The sequence below is a fragment of the Autumnicola aciditolerans genome (assembly GCF_041679265.1).
Lineage (GTDB): Bacteria > Bacteroidota > Bacteroidia > Flavobacteriales > Flavobacteriaceae > Autumnicola.
Genome location: NZ_JBGFSM010000001.1, coordinates 337,281 through 361,538 on the forward strand (window position 1 = coordinate 337,281; position 24,258 = coordinate 361,538).

Sequence of the window (24,258 nt, forward strand, 5' to 3'; positions counted from 1 at the left end):
GTTTTCTATTGGCAATTTTAATGTTTAAATTTAAACAAAAATAGAAAATATGAAATACAGAAGATTAGGAAAGACCAACCTTGAAATTTCAGAAATATCCCTTGGCACATGGCAGGTTGGAGGGAAATGGGGTTCTGGCTTTGATGACTATAAAGCCGATGATATCATCAATACTGCTATTGACCAGGGCGTAAATTTTATAGACACCGCCGATGTTTATGAACAGGGAATGAGTGAAACGGCGGTTGGAAGAGTGGTACGTTCCCGCTCCGAAAGAATTTATGTAGCCACCAAGTGCGGCAGGCAAATTAACCCCCACATCAACGAAAATTATACTCCGGAAGTATTAACCAAATATGTGGAAGACAGCCTTAAAAGAACTGGTCTTGAAACTTTAGACCTTGTGCAACTCCATTGCCCTCCCACCGACGTTTACTATCGGCCTGAAATTTTTGAAACTTTTGAACGCCTTAAGGAACAGGGAAAAGTTCAAAATCTGGGAGTAAGTGTAGAAAAAATTGAAGAAGCCATAAAGGCAATAGAATATCCAAATGTGGCCACCGTTCAAATAATCTTTAACCTTTTTCGCCAGCGTCCATCTGAGTTATTTTTTAAGGAAGCAGCTAAAAAAGATATCGGGATTATTGCAAGGGTGCCGCTCGCAAGTGGGCTGCTAACCGGTAAATTTGATAAAAGCACCAGTTTTGACAAAGAGGATCACAGGAATTTTAACCGTAACGGTGAGGCCTTTGACCAGGGAGAAACTTTTTCTGGTGTAGATTATGAACAGGGATTAAAAGCTGTTGATGAATTAAAATCTCTATTTCCCGATGTGGAAAACCTGGCACCGGTTGCTTTGCAATGGATCCTGCAGTACAACGAGATAAGCTGCATAATCCCGGGTGCCTCTAAAAAAGAGCATTTATTATCTAATACCTCTGTTTATGACCTTCCGGAATTAAGTAAGGAAAAAATAGAGAAGATGAATGCTATTTATAACCAATATATTAAGCCACAGGTGCACCAGCGCTGGTAGATGTTAAACATATAAATGATCAGGGGGCTATTCCGAAAAGCTGCAGCTATCGTATTTTAAAGCGGGAAAGCTTTAAATTTTCAATTAAGGTAGAGTAGAAATTTTTGGCTAGCCCTCTTCTTATCGCAACATTCACAAAAACTTCAATTAAATTCTATTCAGAATCAACTTAATTTTATTTTTTTATTAAAAACATGAGATTTTCATAATTTTATTTATATTTAGAAAATTTTAACAACCTGATATGCAGAATGAATCGGATAAAATTTCTCAATTATGGAAATCACAATACTCATCCCGAATCTTCAAATACTCCAAGTATGAAGTAACTCAGCAATTTGAAAAAGTCGCCAGTCTCTTTGCCCCGGGTGAATCGTATTTTTACATCATGAATATGCACAATTTGGAACTGGATTACATTTCCCCCAGTGTAAAGGACTTTATGGGGATTCCTGCTGAGGAGATAAGCATGCAGCAATTACTGGGAGCAGCCTTACCTGAAGAAATTGAGAAACTGGAACGCAAAGAGCTGGTCATTAAGGACTTCTTTACACGCTACCTGGAATCAAGGGATATCGTTAATTACAAAATCATTTATACCTACAAAATGGAAGATCATAATGGCAGGCATCGGGTTATGCTGATGCAGGCCACTCCATTGTCTGTTGCAGAAAACAATACTCCTTTACATGTCCTTGCCATCCACAGTGATATTTCCCACCTGGCTACCACCAGTACTACAAAGGTTTCTTTTATTAGTTTAAAAGGGGAGCAATCTTTTTATAATGTCTCTACAGAAAAAGGAAATTTTAGTCCAAAGCTCGGACATCCCGAACCAGATATCTCCTCCACGCTTACCAACAGGGAAAAAGAAATAGTAGACCTTTTAGCCAAAGGTTATGGCGCCAAACAAATTGCCGGGGAACTTAATTTGTCTATCCATACCATCCATACCCATAGGAAAAATGTGCTTGCAAAGAGCGGTTGTAAGAACACGGCTGAACTTATTGCGGAAAGTATGATGGCCGGGATTTTACAATAAAAACAAGATTAGCCGCAATTCCCCTACAAATTGCGACCAATCTTTTACCGGATAAGCGTTTTACTATCCAGGTGGTTATTTTAGTCTTGCCTGAAATTCAGGGATCACATTATTATAACTCCTAAGCACGCGGTCCCATTCTTTATAGAGATGATCACTTTTAACGCTGGTCATGGCATCACCGGATTCTTCACTTACCAGCTTTACTTTAAAAGTTAAAGGGCTGCTGGAAGATTCTTTCACAATCATACGGGTACGAATGGTATTTTGCTGAAAAGTTTGCAGGGACCAGGCGGTTCTCAAATAACCGGTTTCTTTGTCTGTCATCTCGATTACATCTATATAATTGAGCACAATCTGGTTAATAATTTTCCAGGCCTGGTCCCTGTCCATCTGGCTAATTGGCAATTCTATATCTACATTTGCTATATCGGTTTGTACCGACGCATCAAAAGCATCATCATTTTTAAGGCTTATATAATGTGTTTTTGGAGGTTTGGCCATTCCTTTCTGGTTGCAGAATTCAATAGTTTCCTCCAGGAAGCCTACCTTTTTGGCAATAACCGTTACACAGTCATCTTTAGGAACAACTATTTCAGTAGAACCTTTCCCCAGCAATTTTCCATTTACATAGATTTCGGCATCGGTTTCAGAAACGCCAATTTTGACTTTCTTTTTTCCATAATCAGCAGCGTAAGTACTGCTTATAGGCATAAGGTTGCAGGTAAGAATTAAAAATAGTAGTAATGTAGCTTTCTTCATGAGTATTTGTTTATTGGATTATTGATTATTTTACAGCATTATTTTATGAGAAGCCGGATTAAAGAGCCCGCAGGTTTTTGGGTTTTTGGTTTTACTTAAAAGGAAAATCCAAACCCAATATTGGCTATAAAGCCTTCAAACAGGTATTTTTGAGGGGTGCCTTCAGTATCAAAAAAATCATCAAGGTAAAAGGTTTGTGTTTCTGAAGAACCATCATTAAACCTTACAGTAGTATCCACACTTTTTGGCAACTCCTGAAAAGAATATCCAATCTCAGGCCTGAAGTAAAAGAGACCGCCTAATTTGGCGCCAAGTTTTACGCTGAAGGAATTTCTTTTAAATTCCATTGTAGCAACACCTGTTTTGCCCGGGTCTTCATCAGATTGAAGATCACTTTCAGTAAACTCCAGCTTTAAGGCACCATAGTTAGCACCCACATAAAGGCCTTCTCCAGGCTTAAAAAAATAATAGTTGAGTCCGCCCTGGTAATAAGAGAAGGTTAGATTTGAACTGTCATCTTCCTCTTCTTCATCCAATAGCAAACTTGATACAAAGCCAAAATCCAGACTGGTATAATCAAGATCCACAGATAATTTGTGATTGAACAGAGGAGTCACATATTCTAAATTACCCCCCGCTATATTTGGAAACCCTAATTTTAAACCAATTCTAAAAGGCCGCACCTTTACGGCATCTTCCTTTTTAGTATAGTCACCAAAGGTTTCCTGTGCTGTAGCAAGGGAGCTTATGCCCATAGTAAGTGCCACAATCACCACTTTAAAACAATTTCTCATCATTTTATATTTAAGAGTTAGATTAGATTTTAAGATGCTAATACTAATTATCCAGGGCATATTGATAATTATTACTGAAGTAAATGTAGAAATGAAAAAATCTCAAAGCAATACCCATTTTTAGTGATTTTTTTAAAATCAATCCGTTTTGGTTGAAATGATAAACTGAAAATTTTGATACTCTTGATTCAAAAAAAAGATTGCAAAATATCTTAGATACTGTGGCTACCAATAATAAAGCCTTATGCCATTGCACGCAAAGCGAACACAGAAAGAAAATTACCACCGTGATGTGGGAGCAGATGCTTGACATGGTAAATTTTAAATTTCCCTGAAAGATTTACTTATCATTGCATTTTAATGTGTTGAAGCATTAATGTGATCCTCCTCTTCATTTATAAAGCTTTCCCAATTAAGCGTTAATAGCATTTAAAATTACTTTTGATTTTCACCGGCCTCTACTAATTTGTAGTAAAAATTAGATAAATCTGGCTATGACAAAAGATTACTTATATGGGATTGCACTTTTTGCAATCATTAGCCTCTTTAATTCCTGTGTTACCGTAAATCCTACCATGGAAGAAGGCACCCGTACCACGGCAGAAGGTTTTGCATCCGAACCTGGCATTCCACTTTCCGCAGTCACCAATGAAACCACTGCACAGCAACTAAGCCTTGCCAAAAATCAGGGGAAAGCGGTTGAAGATGCCTTCTTCTATTTAAAAAATCATGCAAACGGGGCGCAAATGATGGCCGGGCCATACAAAATCGCGTATGTTTTAGAGCGACCTAAAGGCTGGTATACTTTAGATAATGAAACTCTACATTGGCATGAGCCGGAAGGGAATGCATTTTTAGGAGTTCTTGTAAGGGATGGGTATGATGGCAGAGCGGTGCCTGGTGTAAAAGTAACCGCCCGTTTACTTTCTCCCGCCGGAGAGGTATTAGAAGAATACCAACTACCAATGGGTTACCATCCTTTGGTGAACAGGCATGGAACCAACATAAACCTTCCATCCGGCCCCTTTTCCTTAAAAATTTTGGTAGACCCGCCACGCATTAGAAGACACGACCCTGTTAATGGAGACCGCTACCACGAGCAGGTATTTGCACAATTTAATCCTATTACCATTGGTGAAAGGGATTTAAAGGAAGCTGAAAATACCGAAAACGAAAAGGAATGGATGCCATTGGCCCAGAACCAGGGCAGGGCAATTAAAGATGCTCTTAATGCGATGATCTCCAGTACTGCCATGGACGGTGAAGAAATACAAATTGGGGATTACCTGCTCACTTATGCCGTGGAATATGCTGAAAGTTTCTGGGAAGTTAAGGATGGAAAACTTCGTTTTAATATGCGGGCAGAACAAAGCACCGAAAAAAATGCCCATGTGGAAGTTGTGGTGCGCGATGTTCAAACCGGCAGGATAATCCCCGGATTCCAGGTCACCACGAGCTTTTATAAAAATAATGATCTGGTTGAAAAAGTAAGTCCCGGGATGATGTGGCATCCATGGCTGTATCATTACGGCTTAAATATAAGAGTGCCAAAAGAAGGCAAATACCAGTTGGAGGTAACTGCCCCCGCGCCAGAAGTAAGAAGGTATGGCCGGGAATACGGTAATCATTTTGCAGAAGACATTAATTATCGTTTTGATGATGTAGATGTGGAAGTTGGCCAGAAATAAGGAAATAAAAGCTATTAAAATGAAAAACAAAAACTATAAAATTTTATTTTTTATCGCATCCATTTTATCCTCATCTGCGATGAGCGCACAATATTACCGTGTGTATGGCTGGGAAACATTAAGAAGAGGCTGGATGGAAGTAATGGTATGGAATAAAACCATTGCTGAAAGTGATCTTAGCTTTGAAAGAAATGGCAATGAATATTCCCGCCAGGGCTTATTTTTACATTCTGCTGAAATTGAATATGGAATAACAGATAAGTTTACAGTGGGTATGTACGGCGATTTTAGAGATTCACCAGATGTTTCCCTGTCTTACTATCGATTTAGGGCAGTAGCCAGATACTCCCTTTTCAGCAAGTACAAACGATTTTTTAATTCTGCCCTTTATCTGGAATATTACCAACCTTCCAAAGAAGTAGAAGAAGCTTCTGAGCTGGAAATGCGCTTCATTTTACAAAAGGATCTTGGTGACTTCAGAATAAATCTTAACCCGGCCATAAGCAAAGATATCTCCGGAGAAGAAGTAAAAGATGGATTAAACGGAAACTTTTTTGGCGGGATATACTGGCGCAGGCATTATACTATACAACTTGGCGCCGAATACTATGGCAGGCATGGAGAATTAAGAGACCTTGCACCTTCTGAAGAGCAGGAACACGTAGTCTTTGCTGTGGCCGACCTGAAATTTTTTAAAGGTTTTAACTGGCAGCTCGGTGCAGGAACCGGACTGAATGCCGGTAGTGACGATCTTATTCTTAAGAGTATTATCACTTATGAGTTTAACACCCTAAGACCTTTCAGGCAATCCCGGTAATATAATTAATTCTTGTCTCCTTTTTTATTTTCAGCATTATGGAATCATATTTAACCAGGCTTATCCTGATTTTTGTTGAATATCCCATTATTGAAACCATAATAAAATTTTTATATTCCTATTTCTGCCGAAGCATTTTCTTTCCCATACCGGCTAAATACCATACATCTATTTGGCCAGGCTCCATGCCCTCCTGTGAAATTGCAGATAATTCGTAAATTAGAAGCACCTGAAAATTGATACCCATCTTATGAAGCTTCTCCGCAAAATTATTTATTATTTCACCATCCTCTGCTGCACCCTTCTGATTTTATGTACAATGCTTTCCCTGGTTTACGACATTCCCCGATGGTACCTTAAAGTACTGGATTTCCCCAGAACCCAGTATCTAATAGCTGCAGTTGCGCTTTTGATTATTTTTATACTGGTTAACAAAAAATGGAAAACTCCATCCTTTCTTCTTCTCTCGGGTTTAGTAGCTTCCATTTTCATACAGCTTAATTTTATCCTGCCTTATTTTGCAGGAGAAAAAACAGTTCCCAATGCCAATATGGAACTTGTAAAGCCTGAAAACACCGTGAGCATTTTGCTGGGGAATGTTTTAATTACCAATCATCATGCTGAAGAATTTCTTGATATCATTAGGAATGCAAATCCAGATATGGTACTGGCCATGGAAGTAGATGACTGGTGGGTGGAAAATCTCCAAAGCCTCAACAGCACTTATCCCCACCGTATGAGCCTCCCGCTGGACAATGCCTATGGAATGGCCTTATACTCTAAATTACCCCTGGAAAATACCAAAATTAGATTCTTTAATCATAGCCGTGTTCCCTCCTTTCATGCTGATGTGAAACTGCCTTCCGGCAAAAGGTTCAGGTTTCACGGAATGCACCCTGTGGCACCTTTTCCCAGTGATAAGTATCCTGAAAATATTGGCGACGGAGGGAAAGACGAGCAAAAGGAAGTAGCTCTTCAAAAGCTTGGGAAAATTGTTGCACGGGAAGAAATTCCCAGCCTGGTGGCAGGAGATTTTAACGATGTTTCCTGGTCTCATACTTCGCGGCTCCTGGAAAAAGAGGATATTTTGGATAATGTAAGGATTGGCCGCGGACTTTATAATACCTTCAATGCCAAATCTCTGATGATGCGCTGGCCTCTGGATCATTTCTTTGTTTCCGAAGAATTTTCTGTGGTAAAAATTCAGCGGTTACCTAAATTTCATTCCGATCATTTTCCAATTCTTGCAGAACTGGCTTTAGAATAATTCCGAAAATTTATTTTCTTTACATAAAAAACCCGGAGAAATCTCCGGGCAGGTACTTAAAATCACAAACGGATTACCAGTTCTCATAGTAACCATTATAGGCTACAAACTCGTCTTCATCTATTCTTCCATCACTGTTGGTATCCCAGTCTCCATAAAGGCCATCGTTCCATTCGGCTTCAGTAATCAGGTCATCTGAATCATCACCATCGTAAGGATCAAACCATTCGGAGTCTGAAAAGCCATTTCTCCATTCGTTCATATCCAATATTCCGTCATCATTGGCATCAAAGGTATCAAAATCAGCCTCTTCGGCATAATTGCCATACATCCCGCTATAACCCTGGTTCCATTCTTCTTCGCTTATGGAATCGTCGTCATTGGCATCGGTATTTCCAAAGGTGGTTTTATAAAATTCATCTTCATCCAAAGTGCCGTCATCATCACCATCCCAGTCGGCAAAATCATTTTCAAAAGAATCCCCAAATTCATCCTTAGTCCAGTAACCATCGCCGTTTTTATCATATTCATCAAAAACACCTGCTTCTTCGTCGTCTTCAATAATGTCATTATCATAATCGTTTTCCAGCATTTCTTCCGTTTTACTCTCATTATTCTTGCAGGAGATTAAAGAAGAACTTATTGTAAAAAGCAAGGTGAAAACTAAAATCAACTTTTTCATAATCATCTGTTTAGAATTAGTCCTCTTAATTTACCCTAAAAGGAAATGTTCAGCATATTTTCACTGCTAAATGTTTCATAATGAAAGTTTAAAGGTTCAAAAGAAAGAATTACAAAAAGGAAAAATCTCCATTTTTCATCACTCCCATAGAATATTGCTGCTAATTACTCTCTCCACGCGGATAATATCCCGGCTCTTCTCCCTTTAATTTTGAAAACATGTCATAAGCGCGGTCCACCTGTTCCTTAGGAGTGGTTTCGAATTCTTTCTCTGTGATATTGTATTGCTGCTGAAGGGAATCCAGCTTTTGATGAAGTTTTTCCTGTACATCAGCATAAGCCGGATCATTATAAATATTGTGATGTTCTTTAGGATCTTTTTCAAGATCATACATTTCCCACTGGTCTATGTTATCATAAAAATGCATGAGCGCGTAGCGATCTGTTCTTACCCCGTAATGTTTTTTAACCATATGGAACGCAGGAAAATCATAGTAATGATAATAAATAGCATCCCTGAAGTTTTTACCTTTCACCTCTCCCTGCAGCACAGGCCGAAAGGATTTCCCCTGGAATTCCTCCGGAATGGGAGCCCCGGCATAGTCCAGAAACGTTTCTGCATAATCAAGATTTTGGGTAAGGGCATAAACTTTTTCTCCTTTTTCTATATGCCCGGGATACTTCATAAGCAACGGCATGCGAAAAGAGGTTTCATACATGTAGCGCTTATCAAACCATCCATTTTCGCCCAGGTAGAAACCCTGGTCTGAGGTATAAACCACCAAAGTATTTTCATCCATTCCGCTGGATTTTAAGTAGTCCAAAATTCTTCCAACGCCGTCATCAACCGCTTTCACCGTTGCTAAATATTCCTGTAAAAAACGCTGTCCCATCCATTCATCCAGTTCCTTTCCTTTTAAATTCGCACGGTGCATGGCATCGTTCTTTGGCTGGTAGGCACTGTCCCAGGCCGCACGCTGTTCCGCAGTCATCCGGCTAAATTCATTGTTCCACGGGTCATGTGCCAGCTCTGGGCTTCCTTCTTTTATGGTCATTTTAAGATCATAACCTTCATACATATCTTTATAAATCGTCATTAGCTGGTCCCTGGCCGCAATTTGAGTGGAATCAAATTCCCTGAAATAAGAATCCGGAAGCGGGAATTTGGTACTGTCATATAAATTGGCATAGCGCAAAGGCGGCATCCAGTTGCGGTGCGGCGCTTTATGATGCACCATTAGAAAGAAAGGCTTATCTGCAGATTTTTGTGCTTCCATCCAGGCGATGCTTTTATCGGTAATAATATCGGTAGTGTAGCCTTGTACCTGGGTGGTATCATTATTTTTAATAAAATCGGGATTGTAGTAATGGCCCTGGTCGTTTAAAATTTCCCAGTAATCAAAGCCGGTTGGGGTGGTTCCCAAATGCCATTTTCCAATAATTGCGGTGGTATAGCCATTGTCCTGCAACACTTTTGGTATGGTTACCTGGGAACCGTCAAATTTGTCACCATTCATCCTAAAGCCATTTTCATTGCTAAACTGGCCTGTTAAAATAGTGGCCCGGCTGGGCCCGCATAAAGAGTTAGTGCAATAATTCCTGAAGAAAGTAGCCCCGTCTTCAGCAATCCTGTCTATATTAGGAGTAGGCGCGAGTTTGCTTAGCGGATGGCCGTAGGCACTTATCGCCCGCAATGCATGATCGTCTGACATTATGAAAACGATATTTGGCTTTTTCGCGTTTTCTTTTTCTTTATTTTCTTCGGAAGCGGAATCTTTGCAAGCTGTAAATAGCATAGAAAAGCAACCGCTGAAAAATAAAAATTTCAAGAATCTGTTCATCATGTCTGTTTTAGCTGAAGTTTTCATTTTACTGAAAAGTTATTGAATTGGACGCGTTTGTTCTGAAGCACGAATTTGCTCAATTCGCTTTTTCATTTCCGCTACCTGTTGTGGATATTCATTATAGAGGTTCACCTTTTCTGAAGGATCTTTTTTCAGGTTATATAACTGTGCGGGCGGGGCGTTTTCCTTTATTTTTCCATTTTCAATATCACTGTTCTCCTGCCCGGTAAAAGTGGTTGCCGCCGGGCCGCCAAAATCATGCATGCCCCTGTAAGGCGCAGTAAAACCACCACCTCCCTGCGCTGAAATATACATCCATTCTCCCTGCCTCAAAGCAATATTTTCAAGATTGTTGGGAGCAATAAGCATTTCATTTCTAATCTGTTTATCGGTTTCTCCCAAAATTACCGGGAGCATGTTGTAACTATCCAAGGCTTCGCCTTTTTGCAGCTTCCTGTTAAAAAGCGCTGCGAAAGTCGCAGCCATATCTACATTGCTGCTCAATAGCTGCGAAGCTATGCTGTTCTCTTTCACTTTCCCGGGCCAGCGTACAATAAACGGAACACGATGCCCTCCTTCCCAGGCATCAAATTTAAATCCGAGCAGGTCGCCGTTCATATGATGTTCCATTTTGTAGGCATCCTGCCCACCCATGTTCAGCATACCGCCATTATCGCTGGTAAGGATGAGCATTGTATTTTCTGCAAGGTTTTCTTCTTCCAAAGTTTTCATCACTTCCCCAACAATCCAGTCCAGTTCCTCTATAAAATCACCATAACGCCCGGCATCACTGCTGCCTACAAAACGTTTGGCAGGCGTGAACGGGTGATGAATATTGGTGGTGGCATAATACAAAAAGAAGGGTTCTTCTTTATGACGTTTTATAAAAGCTATGGCAGAATCCTTCAATGTTGTTCCCACCAGCCGGTCTTTATAAAGGGAATGGGCTTTATCTGCCCCGCCTATTTTCTGATTCCATTTGTTCCATTTTTCAGGAAAAGGCTGCGTATTCGCTTCTTCTCCCCAAACAAACGGATCGTCTTCTTCCAATCCCACCACATAATGGTTCCGGACATAAACAAACGGAGGGTGAGAATTTAAAACGGGAACTCCAAAATAATAATCGAAGCCCAATTCCAGGGGGCCGGGATTTAATTCTTCATTCCAGTTTACCGGCCGTTTAGTTCCAAAGCCCAAATGCCATTTTCCCACAATTCCGGTAGCATAACCCTGTTCTTTAAAAATATCGGCAACGCTAAGCTGGTCCTGATCTATAATCAAAGAATCACGATCAAAAATAGCGCTGGAAAGATTGTTGGCTCTCACAGGATATTCACCGGTAATAAAGGCATAACGGGAAGGCGTGCAGACGGCCGAAACAGTATGCGCATCGGTAAACCGCATACCCTGGGAAGCAAGTTTATCGATATTTGGCGTATGCACTTTTGTAGCTCCATACACGCCAAGATCTCCATAGCCTAAATCGTCCACATTTATATAGACCACATTTGGCTTTGTAGCTGTGCGGTTTTGCGCCGAAGTTTGCTGCGGAAAAATCCCGGATACTGCCCACAAAAGTAAGAACAAAAATTTTAATTTAGAGGCCATTCTTTGCATTTTGAACATTCTTTGAAAGGTTTTGGGTGCGGATTTCCACAGGCTGAAGCGAAGGCAGATCGCTTACCGGTTTATCCAGATAAAAATAGGCAGTTGCCGAAACATCGTCTTCACGATAAAAGTTAGTCCAGCCTTTTGGCGCATCTGCATCCTTAATACTAATATTTGAATCTTTCCCTAAAAGGCGGTAAAAGCCTTCAGCAGCATCTATGGTTACCGGCTGCAGTTTTGCCCCGTTTTTCAAAAATTCTTTCACCTTTTCCTGTGGTGCGCCACCCATTTGCTGCAAAGTGACTTTAATTCCGTCGTAAAAATAAACCGGGTCCGGCACATGGTAACGATAAAAGGCAAATTCGCCATTCTCTTTATCTGCGACTGGAGAACCGTGATATTGTTGGGAATAGGCGCCCTGCCCGTATGCGGTACTAACGTAATCTTCGGTTCCCGATCCTACTAAAGTCGGGATATCGGTATCGTCGTCAAGGTATATTTTCACCTCGCCTTCCCCAAACCAGGAATCGGCGTAATCTTTATTGGTGATTACCCCAACATTGGTTCCCAGGTATCTTCCCTTTCCGCTAACCTGCGGCAGGATTTTAAAATCTTCTCCTAAATTTGTCTGCGGAACGCGATGCCAGTAAGCATGAAAATAGAGCAAATCTTCGGGATGTTCTTCTAAGGTAAGATTTACATCATAAAAAAGCGCTTTCAGGTCTTTTTGCGACTGATTAACGATTTCGATCTTAGCGCCTTCTTTAAAAGGCATGGGAATGTAACAAACGAAGGAACGGCCTTCAGGATCGGCAAAAAATGTACTTTCAAAAGGCACCCTTTTTCCCAGCCCTACCCCAAAAAAGTCTCCTATTGGAACAGAAACAGCTGGTTTTTCTTTATTGTCCCAATACATATTGATAACGAGGGAGCGCAGCATTTCCGGACTGCGATCGCTAAAGGTAAGCCAGATACGCTGCACGGTTCCGCTTCCATCTATATCTAAAAGCGAAATGCTTTCGCCGGCATTAATGTTATTAAAAGGATGCCCCTTCGCGCCCTTATTTTCCAAAGCTCCGGCCGCTTTTTCTGCGCCGCGGTTCTCGAAACTGGACCAGCGGGTTTCCACCTTTTTCTCCGGCATTTCATAGATCTTTTGAGCAAAAGAAAATATGGGGATGCTAAATATAATCAAGAAGGCAAATACCTTGGTTTTCATCAATTGAAATTTTCTCATGTGTTTAAAATTTAAGAATGCTCTTTTCTTGCTCCTTCCTGCGAGGTTTTTGAAACCTCGTAGGTTTTTCCGAATCAGAATTGGCTTATTTATTTATACCTACAAGGTCCTAAAGACCTTGCAGGATGTAAACCCAAACATCCATTGTTCCGGCCTTGACGGCCCTAGTTCTTGCTCCTTCCTGCGAGGTTTTTGAAACCTCGTAGGTCTTTCCCGAACCAGGATTCGCTTACTTATTTATACCTACAAGGTCTTGAAGACCTTGCAGGATTATTGTTTTATATTATTTTTCTGCTATTCTATATGTAGTATTTTGCTCCTTTCTGAAATTCCGTTTTCGCTGAAAGCTTCCACCTGGAAATAATAATCCTGGCTTACATTTAGTGCGCGGAGTTCATATTCATTTTCAGCATAGATCATTACTGAATTGTTTAGTTTTTCCTTTTCTATTCCCCAATACAATACATATCCCATGGCACCCGGCACTTCTTTCCAGCTTGCACTGGCATTTCTCCTGTCTTCCTGCCTTAAAACTTCAAATTTTGATGGTTGTTTCGGAAGCTTTCCGTATCCTTTTCCAAACACCCGGAATTCCGAAATTGCCAGATATTCATTTGGGGTATCAATATTTTGATACCGCAGATATCTCGCATCGGCAGGTTTATCAAGTTCTATATAAGCGTGAGGCTGATCCCGCAGATTTTCAGAATAATCTACCAGCGTATTCCAGTTTTCGCCATCCAGGGAAGATTCTATTATAAACTGGTGCTTCAGGCCTTTTACCCTTCCGAAGAGATTTGCATTAAATTCCTGGAAATTCACCTGCAGGGCATTGACCCGCATCTTCGCTCCCAGATCTATGCTTACCTGTAGTGAATCGTTATTACCATTGGCCACCCAAAAAGTGCTAATATCTTCATCAACAAGTTTAGATGCATCATATTGGGTATCTTCCGGGGTCATGATTGGCTCCATAGTTGGGCCGATCACTTTTTGCCGGATACCTTTTTCAATTACCGAATTTGCTTTGGCATCTTTATGATAAGAAAGCAGCATCCATCCGGCAAAACGGTTTTTATGTTGCTCAACATCGGTTCCAGGCAGCAGGTGAGGGTAATCGCCGTAAGCGGTATTCACATACATCTCGCCGTCCTCTTCAAAACCTGCCGGAAAAAGGCCTATCCTTCTTTCAAATTTGTAATTCACCGAAATAGGCATGGTGGCAAAATGCCAGTAATTGCCATTGTTATCCTGAACCGTACTGCCATGGCCCGCGCCAGTAAGGAATCCGCCCGGTTTGTAAGAAACTGGATTGTACGGCGCGTACTCAAAGGGCCCCAGCGGATTATCACTGGTATAAACTCCATCGGCATAGACGTTAAATTCGGTTCCCGGCGCAGCGTATTGCAGGTAATAGGTGCCATTATGCCTGGTCATCCAGGGGCCTTCCAGGTATGGAGCCATATCTGAAGAGTGATTCTCCCCAAATCGCTCCCAGCCATGTTCTTCCGGATGCAGGCTTACTAAAGGCTGCTCCTCTCCTATAGGCATATAATAATTATCCGGATCCAGTTCTACCCCATATAGCGGATGCGCATTAGAAGATTCTTCATATAAATAAACCCTCCCGTCATCATCCACAAAAAGCGCGGGATCCTGGATTTCAATAGGAATAACGCCAAACTGGGTTTGCCAGTCGCCAACTTCGGGAGTATCAGTTTTAATCACCGCCATTCTTCCGGAAGGATCGGCAGCTACAATTACCTCATTGTCTTCTACAGCAGCGGCCGGAGCATTGCTGCCGTTAAAATACCAGTTTTGCGGCGTTACAAATTTCCAGTTGCTCATATCATCTGAAACCCAGTAGCCGAAAGACCTGGTGACGAACATGTAATATTTGCCTTTAAAGTTGATGACCGCAGGATCTGCGCCGGCACGGTAAGACACCCCGGTATGGGCGTGCAATGCCATGTAAGTGTAATCTATGTCTACAGGATTGCAATAGGTTTTAAAATGGCGTTCTTTTATGCCATTTTGCGAGTAACACTTTCCTGCAGCAATAAACGCAAGTGCTGAAATGATGATGAGTTTACAACTAGCTTTCATTTTTAGAGGTTAGAATATTGTTATCAAAAATTAGTTTCTGTTCATTCTATTCAATTGCTCATCCCAATATTATTCTTCAACCGTAAAAGTTCCTGTGAAAGGATGGACTGAACTCCCTGCAATAAAAAATTCAAATTCCCCGGGTTCAAAAACGTATTCCAGATTAGCATTGTAGAATTTCAGATCTTCTACGCTAATCTTGAAATCCACCGTTTTTGATTCCCCCTTTTTCAGCAAAATCTTTTTAAAACCTTTCAACTCTTTTACCGGTGGAGTGATGCTCCTTACTTTGTCATGCAAATAAAGCTGGACCACTTCTTCCCCGTCAAATTCTCCCGTATTAGTAACCGTAGCGCTAATGGTGATTTCTCCATTTTCATTCAATGTATTTGAACTGGCTTTCGCATCGGAATATTCAAATTCGGTATAACTTAATCCGTATCCAAACGGCAATAATGGAGAATTTGGAGAATCAAGGTAATTCGACTTAAATTTTTCGAATTCTCCGGAAGCAGGTTCCGGCCTACCGGTATTTTTTTCAGCATAATAAATAGGGATCTGCCCCACGCTTCTTGGCCAGGTAGCGGTAAGTTTGCCAGAAGGATTATAGTCCCCAAAAAGCACATCGGCTACTGCATTTCCCGCTTCTACTCCCGGATGCCAAACCTGTAAAATACTCAACGGCATTTCCATTTCTTCTGAAATCACCAATGGCCTTCCGCTCATTAAAACCAGCACCACCGGTTTCCCTGTTTTTAGGAGTTCCCGGATAAGCTTTTTCTGGCTTTCAGGAATAGTGATATCGGTACGGCTGGCGGCTTCCCCACTCATTTCGGTAGCTTCGCCCACAACGGCTACAATAATTTCAGCATTATTGGCGGTTTGTAAAGCTTCTTTTAATAATACTTCAGGAGATTTTTTATCAATTTCAGCACGCGGACCAAATACATTTATTTTTTCAGCAAGTTCAGCATCATCAGTAATATTAGCTCCTTTTGCATAGGTAATTTCAGCATTAGGCGCTACATTTTTTAGCCCCTGAAGAATCGGCACAGATAACTGCGGATCCCCGGTAGGTGCCCATGTTCCCAGCATATTGTTCTTGTTATTGGCCAGTGGGCCGATAAGGCCTATTTTCGCATTTTTCTTTAACGGAAGAATACTGCCTTCCTTTTTCAGCAAAACAAAAGACCTTGCCGCAGCTTTCCTCGCAACTTCCCGGTGTGCTTCTGTAAGGATATCGCTTTCAGGCCTGTTTTCATCAAGATACAAATAGGGGTCTTCAAATAATCCCAGTTTATATTTTGCTTCCAGCACCCTTCTTGCCGCTACGGTAATGTCTTCTTCGGAAACCTTTCCTTCTTCAACCGACTTCTTTAAAGTGCTGAGAAAGCCTTCTCCCACCATATCCATATCTAACCCGGCATTTAAGGCCAGAGCAGAAACCGCCTGCAAATCTCCCATGCCATGGGCAATCATTTCATTTAAAGAGGTATAATCTGAAACCACAAAACCCTCAAAACCCCAGCGGTCTCTTAAAAGATCGGTAAGCAGCCATTTATTCCCCGTGGCAGGAATTCCATTGATGTCGTTAAAAGAACTCATCACACTTCCAGCGCCGGCATCTATCGCTGCTTTATAAGGCGGCAGGTATTCATTGAACATTTTTACCCTGCTCATGTCTACGGTATTATAATCCCGGCCGGCTTCGGCAGCGCCGTAAAGGGCAAAATGTTTAACAGTGGCAATCATTGTGGCAGGATTGGTAAGATCTTCACCCTGATATCCTTTTACCATGGCGCGAGCTACTGCAGATCCTAAAAACGGATCTTCCCCGGCACCTTCGGCAATACGGCCCCAGCGCGGATCGCGCGCAATATCCACCATTGGGGAAAAGTTCCAGTTAATCCCATCAGCAGTCGCCTCTTTGGCAGCGATAGAAGCCGTTTTCTGGATCAAATCCATATCCCAGCTGGAAGAAAGCCCTAGCGGAATAGGAAATGTTGTTCTATACCCATGGATCACGTCAGATCCTATAAGCAGCGGAATGCCCAGTCGGGTGTCATTAACGGCATATTCCTGGGCAATTCTAATTTTCTCCGGGCCGGAAACGCCAAAAAGTCCGCCCACCTTCCCGGCTTTAATCTTATCTTCCACATTTTTGCTCACCACGGCACCTGTAGCCACGCCACCCCCGGGAGTAAGCAGGTTTAGCTGACCAATTTTTTCCTCCAACGTCATTTTTTCCAGAAGCGCTTCTACTTCAGGAATTTTATCCTGAGATTGCGCAAACCCGGAAATGCTAAAAATTAGTCCAAGGATTAATATTGAAAGTATTCTACTCTTCATCTTTTTCGGTTTCATTTTTATTATTTAGAGATTTGGAAAACAGCCACGGCAAAAGATAAGGTTCGCCTAAAGCGGAGTCCCAGCTGTTATGATTATCGTTTGGATATAAAGAAAGTTTTGCGTCGCGGCCACTGGAATTAATTTCCCTGGCCATCATTTTAGAATATTCCGGAGGGACTACATCGTCCTTTTCGCCCTGAAAGATCCAGATATCAAGATCTTCCCTGTATTTATCAATTACTGCGGGATCTGCCGCACCGCAAATGGCAAAAGCCGCGGCGAACATTTCAGGTTTTCTGGAAAGAATTTCAAAAGTTCCCATTCCACCCATGGAAAGGCCGCCAACATAAACCCTGTCCTGATCTACATAATTTTGGCTTGTAATCGAATCCATAAGAGAAATGGCCAATTTCATAGAAGTGGTTGGCATTTCGAGGTTTTTAAATTTAAACTGCAGCGGAAAACTATCCCGGTTAACCTCAACATGCGCCCAGTAGTCTTCTTTTGGCACCTGCGGAAAAATAACAATGGCAGGAAATTTCTCCCTGGTTTCTTCTTTCAGAAATAAATCGCCGCCATGTACCAGTTGTGATTCATTGTTATTCCCACGTTCTCCCGCGCCATGCAGAAAGAGCAAAACCGGGTATTTTTTTTCTTCGGAAAAATCCTTAGGAAACAGAATGCGGTACTTTAAAGTATCATTTTGCTGAATATACTGTTCCCGCTGATACGCTTCCTGCGCTGAAAGATTTAGCGGAAGGACCAGAATTGCCAAAACAAGCAGTAGTTTATTTTTCATGGTTCTTGATAAATTTTTTCTGTTTTTCATTTAAATCTCACAGGTTAAATCTTCATTTTTTTCAATTTATCCCTGAAAAATTTCTTACACTTCAAATTATAAACCTACAAGGTTTTAAAAACCTTGCAGGATAGGCCGGCCCACGCTTAACAGCATTTATTTTTGAATTGAAAATCCTAATTTTTCCAGTCCCTGCTGTACTTCAGGAGCTCCCATAAAAAGATCCCAGATAAGGCCGGAGCGGTAATTCTCTATCATCACTACCTGTGGCCCCTGGTCTATGGCGAGATATCTTGCCGCTACCCACGGCTCACCCTCCATACTAAAGGCATCATAAAACCCGGCCGGGCCCCAAAGCAAATCCTTTAAATCCACATAGAAATGGCGCATGGCGCGAAGGGATTCTTCAGGAGTATACGGAAGGGAGCTTACTGCCGCAGTAGGGGATACAACCCCCCTGTCGTTATCGGGAGAATGCGCCGTATATCCAATACTCCCGTCTTCATTACGCGTGTAACTAGCAGTAAGCCCCCAAGATTGCGGACTGTAAGTTTCATAACTTTCAGGATTCTCCACACAATATTTGTAGTTGATCAAAGAGTGATTACGGGTAACGTCCCAATAATTGCCATATTTATCGCTAAGGCCTTTGGGGTTTAAGCCCAGGTAGGAATAATGAGCCCAAAATAATGGTCCGCCTTTATCACCCGAAGTATTATGTTTTAAAACGAGTGGCAATCCATAAGCTTCATTTTGCGTAGTGATACTTCCGCTTCTTGCCCAACCCTCATGATAAGCTGCTGGAGCAATAGCATGTTGAGGGGAAGAAGCCGCCATGATATAGGTAATGAGACATTCATTATAACCTTCAATAAGGAAGTTTTTCTCAAAACCGAATTTTGGTGACCAGTGCCACAAAATGCCATCCCGATTATTGGTATACCAGTTCCATTCAATTCCATTCCATAATTCATCATATTTGGCAGCCACTTTTTGCTCATTTTCATTTCCTTTTTGCAGGTATTCCCTAACCACCAGGAACCCCTGGGCGAGAAAGGAAGTTTCCACAATATCTCCACCATCATCTTTTTCACTAAAAGCGCTGGTCCTGCCGGTTTTCCCGTTAATCCAGTGTGCCCAGGCGCCATGGTAGCGGTCGGCATTTTTTAAAAATTCTGCAATAGTATCCAATCTTGCCACCGCTTCTTCCCGTGGAATAAAGCCGCGATCTATACCCGCCACAATTGCCATTAAACCGAAACCGCTCCCGCCTGTGGTAACCACATCGGGGTCGTTTTGAGGATAATTACCATCGGGATGATATCTTTCCCTGGCCATCCCGGAGTTAGGTTCAGCAAAATCCCAGAAATATTTAAGCGTTTGCTTCTGAACTTTGTCCAGAAGTTCTTCTTCAGAAATAATAGAATCTTTGTTTTCATGAGTATTTTCATTTCCATGTTCTTTATTCTCATCCTGGCAGGAGATAAAGAAGACGATGCTTATAACTATAAATTTTGCCTTAGTTCTAAATTCCATTGAAATTTTAAGATTAGGTTTAAAAAAATGCCCCGAAGAAAATCCGGGGCAATATTTTACATTGATATTCTCAGAAATTTTTACCCCTTTCTGGTAACTAATATCCCGGATTTTGTTCCAGCACACCATTAGTTAAAGAAATCTGGTTGGCTGGAATAGGGAAAACTTCATTGACGCCTGCGGTAAATTGTGCTCCATTGGCTTGCAAAACTTCTGCAGCCCTTCCCTGTCTCACCAAATCGAAAAACCTGTCACCTTCCATCGCAAGCTCCACCCTTCTTTCATGCCAGATGGCCATTCTTAACTGCTGCTCATCTGTAGTTTCCACATTATCCAGTTCAGCACGGTTCCTCACGGCGTTTAGACTTTCCTGAGCTGCTTCAATATTTCCCAACTCCAGATTAGCTTCGGCATTCATTAAGAGGATTTCAGCATAACGCATTAATATAATATTGCTATCTGAATTTTCCTGGCAGTTATTCCTTCTGAAAAATTCTGAGGAAACATAAATTTTTTGATTATACCTATCTGGGTTGGAAGCATCGTCTCCGGCAGTAATCAAATCTCCCTCAGGGGTGGTTTCCCCTACAAATAATATGCTGGCGTCTCTTCTTACATCCTGTTCTTCATAAGCTGCGGCAAGATCTTCAGTAGGGGAATTAAAGCCCCAGCCAAATTGGCCACGTACGCCCTGGACCTGCCCATATTGAGAATTAGCCTGACAGTTCCCATCTGCAGTGGAATTAATGGATAGAATTATTTCTGAATTGTACTCATTTTGCCATCTGAATAATTCATAATAATCAGGATAAAGTTCGTATCCCATTCCCATCACCTCCTGAGTAAGAGTTAAAACCTGGTTCCAGTTTTCCTGGTACATATACACTTTAGCTAAAAATCCTTTAGCTGCCCCTGCTGTAACCCTTCCAGTGTTACCTGCAGAATAGGAATTTGGAAGTACCTCTGCAGCATCCTGAAGATCTGAAATCAGGAAGTTATATACCTCTTCTTCTGAATTACGCGGGATATTGTATAGCCCATCTTCAGGAAGTCCATCATAAATTGGCACTCCACCAAAAGCCCTTACGAGATTAAAATAGTGGTAACCCCTAAAAAATTTTGCTTCTGCTATAAGCCTTGCTTTCAAATCTTCATCCATAGAAATATCAGGAACATTGGTAATTACCTGATTGGCGAGATTTATACCGCGAAATTGCCCCGTCCAGTAATCGTTAATTACAAAAGCTGAAGAATTGAAGGTGAAATTATTAAAATCATTTAAAAAAGCGGCATCGCCCGGATTGCTTCCTTTTTCGGTATTATCTGAAGTTATCTCTGTAATTGCCAAATATGGAAACCCGGAATTTTCCCAGGCCAGCTGTTGATTATAGATTGCATTGGTGGCTTCTATTGCATCTTCCTGACTAACAAAAAATTCTTCAGCAGGAGTCCTGTCTTCCAGTGGTACATCCAAAAAATCATCGCTACAGGATATAAAAGCCAGCAGACTGCATGTTATAATTATTTTTTTCATAGTTGATATATTTTGAACACTTGCCAATAGCAAATTTTATTTTATTAGAAATTTAAACTTACCCCAAGATTATAGGTTGCGGAAAGAGGATAAACATTCCTGTCGATTCCTGAATTCACTACACTCCCTCCAGGAGGATTATCTACACTACCTCCGTTAATTTCAGGGGAAAATCCATTATATTCAAAAACAGTTAAAGGGTTTTGCGCGTTAAGATAAATTCTGAAATTATTCCATAGTTCTGAATTACCAGCTATAGATGGGGGTAATGTATAGCCTAACTGAATATTCCTTATCCTGAAATAATCTCCTTTTTCAACATAAAACGAACTAGGCCTTGAGGAATTCTGGTCGGAGTTTGGAGCAGGATAATCATTTACATTACTCCCCGGCGTCCACCTGTTTTCGTAGAAATCCAGATCCCAGTTTTCATTGCCGAACCGTGAGTTCCTGTTAAAGTTATAAATCTCATTTCCTGCCACACCTACAAAGTCCATCCCGAAATCTATATTTTTATAATTTAAGGAAAACCCAAATCCATAGGTATAATCTGGTATGGGGCTCCCAAGAAAAGTTTTATCATCCTCCCCTATGGTACCATCTCCACTGAGATCGGCGAAACGGAATGCCCCTACCCTGGAACCATATTCTTCGGCCTCTGCCTCTGTTTGTATCACCCCTTCTACCTGGTATCCGTAATAGGCTCCAATTTCAGCTCCCTCTTCAAGCCTTATAATGGGATTACCAAATAAACCAGGTCCCGTATTTAAAAATGAAGCTCCTATGATATTTGTAATTTCATTAGAAATGGTAGTAAAGTTTCCATAAATGCTATAATTAAAGTCTGGAGTTATCTCGTCTGCCCAGTTTAAAGAAACCTCTACCCCTTTATTTTTAAAACTTCCGGCATTGGTTAAAAGATTGGTGTTAGTTGCTCCGGAAGATGCGAGCTGTGTAATATTAAAAACCGCATCATTAGTTTCCCTGTTGTAATAGTTCACTTCTCCATCAAGTTTATTTTGTAGAAGAGTAAATTCCACACCTGCGTCAAATTCTTCTACCATTTCCCAAAAAATACTCGGATCGGAAAATTCACTTATAGACCTGGCAATAGCAGACTGTTCTCCAAAGAAATAGAGATCTGGGTTGGTTGCTGTTACATCAAAGCCTCTGGGAACAGTGGCATTACCCAAACGCCCCCAGCTCCCTTTAAACTTCAGGGTATTAATGGCATTAATATTTTCCATAAAAGACTCATTAGAAACTATCCAGCCAATTCCCAGAGAAGGAAATATTTCAGTATTGTTTTCAGAAGGAAAATTTGATGCGCCGTCTTTTCTTAATGTGGCATTTAATAAATATCTATTGTCAAATTTATACTGTAACCTACCAAACAAGGACTGAAAGTGAGTTTTGGCACCTTCATCATTAACCCTCTCGGAGTCCACATCACCCAAATCCAGATAAAGTATGGCATCATCTCCATTGAAGTCTACTCCATTAGCAATTCCCTCAATTCTATAAAAAGTTCTTTCTTCCCTGGAAAATCCTCCTAATAAGGTAATATCATGTTTTCCAAAGGTTTCATCCCACGTTAACGTGTTTTCCCAAAGCCAGTTATCATTTTCAGCATTAAACCTGGTGAGTGTGCTTATATCTGATCCCTGATTGGTACTAATCCTGTATTCTGGGGTATATGAGAAGCCTTTATTACTGGTATTATCGCCTGAAAAGCTTGTTCTAAACTGGATGCTTTCAATTGGATTTATTTCCGCATAAACATTTGCTAAGACCCTGTTCCCTTCAGACTTTCCCCTAAAAAAATCCAGGGTACCGCGGGGGTTTGCAAAATTCCCGACCCCTTCCGGAAAGCCATACGTCCCATCACCGTTAATAGCGTTGAAAATTGGAGGTGCAATATACGCCTGGTAAAAAGGTTCACTTACATCATTACTGCGGGAATCTGTATAAGCAATAGAACCCCCAAAGGATATATAATCATTAATATCTGAATCAATATTTAGCCGGCCGGTAATCCTGGTATAATCATTTCCCGAATTTATATTTCTACCTGCCTCTAAAATTCCTTCTTCATTAAAATATCCAAGCCCGACATAATAGTTGGTTTTCTCAGAAGAACCCGAGACCGAGAGATTATGAGAGGTAATTACAGGAGCATCTTTTATTATCTCTTCAAACCAATTGGTATCAGCATTATAATCCTGAGGGTCAAGAAAATTTTCAGAACCTTCAAAAGCCTGCTTTTCATTATAGAGCTCAAGGTACTGGCTGGCATTTGCCAATTCCGGAATGTTAGTTACCTTTTTAAACCCGGCATATCCATCATAGGAAACGGAAACACCTTCTCCCCGGCCATTCTTTGTCTCGATAACAATAACCCCATTTGCAGCTCTAATCCCGTAAATTGCTGCGCTGGAGGCATCTTTTAAAATGTTTAGGCTCTCGATATCTGCAGGGTTAAGATAATCTATATTATCTGTTAGAACACCATCAACCACATATAGGGGATCTGCATTGCTAACACTTCCCACACCCCTTATGCGCACGTTAGGAGATGAACCCGGCCTGCCGGAATTTGTTATACTTACCCCTGCAACCTTACCCTGGACGGAACTCAGGGGATTCACATTGGGTTGTTTATTAAGCTCCTCCCCACTTACTACGGCAATGGAACCAGTAATGTCTTGTTTCTGCTGGGTACCATAACCCACCACAACAACTTCTTCCAGAGCAGCTGCATCTTCCTGAAGTGTAATAATATAGTCGTTACTTTCAGTTACAGTAACTTCCTGGGGAGAAAAACCTAGATAGGTTATCCTAAGAACATCTCCCTCTTCCACCCCTTCAAGAGAGAATTTACCATCAAAATCGGTAACATCAAAATTTTCTTCACCTACCACCTTTACCTCTGCACCGGGTAAGGGAATGTTGGTTGGATCCTGGACTGTACCGGTAATTGTTTTAGCTTCCTGGCCTATCACTATAGTAGTAAGAAAAAAGGCCAGTAAAGAGAATAATTTTAGTTTCATACGGCTGTTTATTCATTAAAATTTACCGAAATATACAGCAAGCTCTAAAATTAACGCAAACGTTATAGTACATAACTACTACATCATGCAGATTTCAATTATAGATCC

Annotated in this window: 17 protein-coding genes; 5 read left to right on the top strand and 12 right to left on the bottom strand. The window is 41.2% G+C overall.

Annotation, left to right across the window (positions count from 1 at the left end):
• Window positions 1–49: 49 nt before the first annotated feature.
• Complete coding sequence (locus tag AB8M93_RS01535; protein WP_373055859.1) at window positions 50–1,036, top strand: aldo/keto reductase; 987 nt, start codon at window positions 50–52, stop codon at window positions 1,034–1,036.
• Between the two features lie 244 nt (window positions 1,037–1,280).
• Complete coding sequence (locus AB8M93_RS01540) at window positions 1,281–2,078, top strand: response regulator transcription factor (protein ID WP_373055860.1); 798 nt, start codon at window positions 1,281–1,283, stop codon at window positions 2,076–2,078.
• Between the two features lie 75 nt (window positions 2,079–2,153).
• Here the strand turns inward: AB8M93_RS01540 and AB8M93_RS01545 are convergent, their stop codons facing one another.
• Together AB8M93_RS01545 and AB8M93_RS01550 are read right to left on the bottom strand one after the other, a co-directional pair.
• Window positions 2,154–2,840 (bottom strand): hypothetical protein, encoded by a 687-nt coding sequence (locus AB8M93_RS01545; RefSeq protein WP_373055861.1) that lies wholly within the window; start codon window positions 2,838–2,840, stop codon window positions 2,154–2,156.
• 95 nt (window positions 2,841–2,935) lie between these two features.
• Window positions 2,936–3,637: a cupin domain-containing protein gene (locus AB8M93_RS01550; protein ID WP_373055862.1), complete on the bottom strand. Its 702-nt coding sequence runs from the start codon at window positions 3,635–3,637 to the stop codon at window positions 2,936–2,938.
• A gap of 491 nt (window positions 3,638–4,128) precedes the next feature.
• Between AB8M93_RS01550 and AB8M93_RS01555 the strand changes: the two genes are divergently transcribed.
• The 3 genes from AB8M93_RS01555 to AB8M93_RS01565 all read left to right on the top strand — a co-directional run bounded on the left by AB8M93_RS01555 (window position 4,129) and on the right by AB8M93_RS01565 (window position 7,406).
• Window positions 4,129–5,322, top strand: coding sequence for a hypothetical protein (locus tag AB8M93_RS01555; protein WP_373055863.1), 1,194 nt, complete (start codon window positions 4,129–4,131; stop codon window positions 5,320–5,322).
• Between the two features lie 19 nt (window positions 5,323–5,341).
• Complete coding sequence (locus AB8M93_RS01560; RefSeq protein ID WP_373055864.1) at window positions 5,342–6,139, top strand: hypothetical protein; 798 nt, start codon at window positions 5,342–5,344, stop codon at window positions 6,137–6,139.
• Window positions 6,140–6,389: 250 nt separating this feature from the next.
• Window positions 6,390–7,406 (top strand): endonuclease/exonuclease/phosphatase family protein, encoded by a 1,017-nt coding sequence (locus tag AB8M93_RS01565; RefSeq protein WP_373055865.1) that lies wholly within the window; start codon window positions 6,390–6,392, stop codon window positions 7,404–7,406.
• Window positions 7,407–7,479: 73 nt separating this feature from the next.
• On the opposite strand, the gene AB8M93_RS01570 is transcribed toward AB8M93_RS01565, so the two are convergent.
• The 10 genes from AB8M93_RS01570 to AB8M93_RS01615 all read right to left on the bottom strand — a co-directional run bounded on the left by AB8M93_RS01570 (window position 7,480) and on the right by AB8M93_RS01615 (window position 24,150).
• On the bottom strand, window positions 7,480–8,088 hold the full coding sequence (locus AB8M93_RS01570) for an EF-hand domain-containing protein (protein WP_373055866.1): 609 nt from the start codon (window positions 8,086–8,088) through the stop codon (window positions 7,480–7,482).
• A gap of 160 nt (window positions 8,089–8,248) precedes the next feature.
• Window positions 8,249–9,928 (bottom strand): sulfatase family protein, encoded by a 1,680-nt coding sequence (locus tag AB8M93_RS01575; protein WP_373055902.1) that lies wholly within the window; start codon window positions 9,926–9,928, stop codon window positions 8,249–8,251.
• A 39-nt stretch (window positions 9,929–9,967) separates the two neighbouring features.
• Window positions 9,968–11,539 (bottom strand): sulfatase family protein, encoded by a 1,572-nt coding sequence (locus AB8M93_RS01580; RefSeq protein WP_373055867.1) that lies wholly within the window; start codon window positions 11,537–11,539, stop codon window positions 9,968–9,970.
• Window positions 11,529–12,758: a glycoside hydrolase family 172 protein gene (locus tag AB8M93_RS01585; protein ID WP_373055868.1), complete on the bottom strand. Its 1,230-nt coding sequence runs from the start codon at window positions 12,756–12,758 to the stop codon at window positions 11,529–11,531. Before AB8M93_RS01585 ends, AB8M93_RS01580 begins: the two co-directional genes overlap by 11 nt.
• A 312-nt stretch (window positions 12,759–13,070) precedes the next feature.
• The gene (locus AB8M93_RS01590; protein WP_373055869.1) at window positions 13,071–14,882 is read right to left on the bottom strand and encodes a family 43 glycosylhydrolase; all 1,812 of its coding nucleotides are present in this window, start codon (window positions 14,880–14,882) and stop codon (window positions 13,071–13,073) included.
• Between the two features lie 69 nt (window positions 14,883–14,951).
• A complete protein-coding gene (gene bglX, locus AB8M93_RS01595) occupies window positions 14,952–17,231 on the bottom strand; it encodes a beta-glucosidase BglX (RefSeq protein WP_373055870.1) in 2,280 nt (759 codons plus the stop codon).
• Complete coding sequence (locus AB8M93_RS01600; protein ID WP_373055871.1) at window positions 17,221–18,030, bottom strand: carboxylesterase family protein; 810 nt, start codon at window positions 18,028–18,030, stop codon at window positions 17,221–17,223. Before AB8M93_RS01600 ends, bglX begins: the two co-directional genes overlap by 11 nt.
• Before the next feature lie 156 nt (window positions 18,031–18,186).
• A complete protein-coding gene (locus tag AB8M93_RS01605; protein ID WP_373055872.1) occupies window positions 18,187–19,566 on the bottom strand; it encodes a glucoamylase family protein in 1,380 nt (459 codons plus the stop codon).
• Window positions 19,567–19,663: 97 nt separating this feature from the next.
• Window positions 19,664–21,100 (bottom strand): RagB/SusD family nutrient uptake outer membrane protein, encoded by a 1,437-nt coding sequence (locus AB8M93_RS01610; RefSeq protein WP_373055873.1) that lies wholly within the window; start codon window positions 21,098–21,100, stop codon window positions 19,664–19,666.
• A gap of 44 nt (window positions 21,101–21,144) precedes the next feature.
• Window positions 21,145–24,150: a SusC/RagA family TonB-linked outer membrane protein gene (locus AB8M93_RS01615; RefSeq protein WP_373055874.1), complete on the bottom strand. Its 3,006-nt coding sequence runs from the start codon at window positions 24,148–24,150 to the stop codon at window positions 21,145–21,147.
• Between the last annotated feature and the right edge of the window lie 108 nt (window positions 24,151–24,258).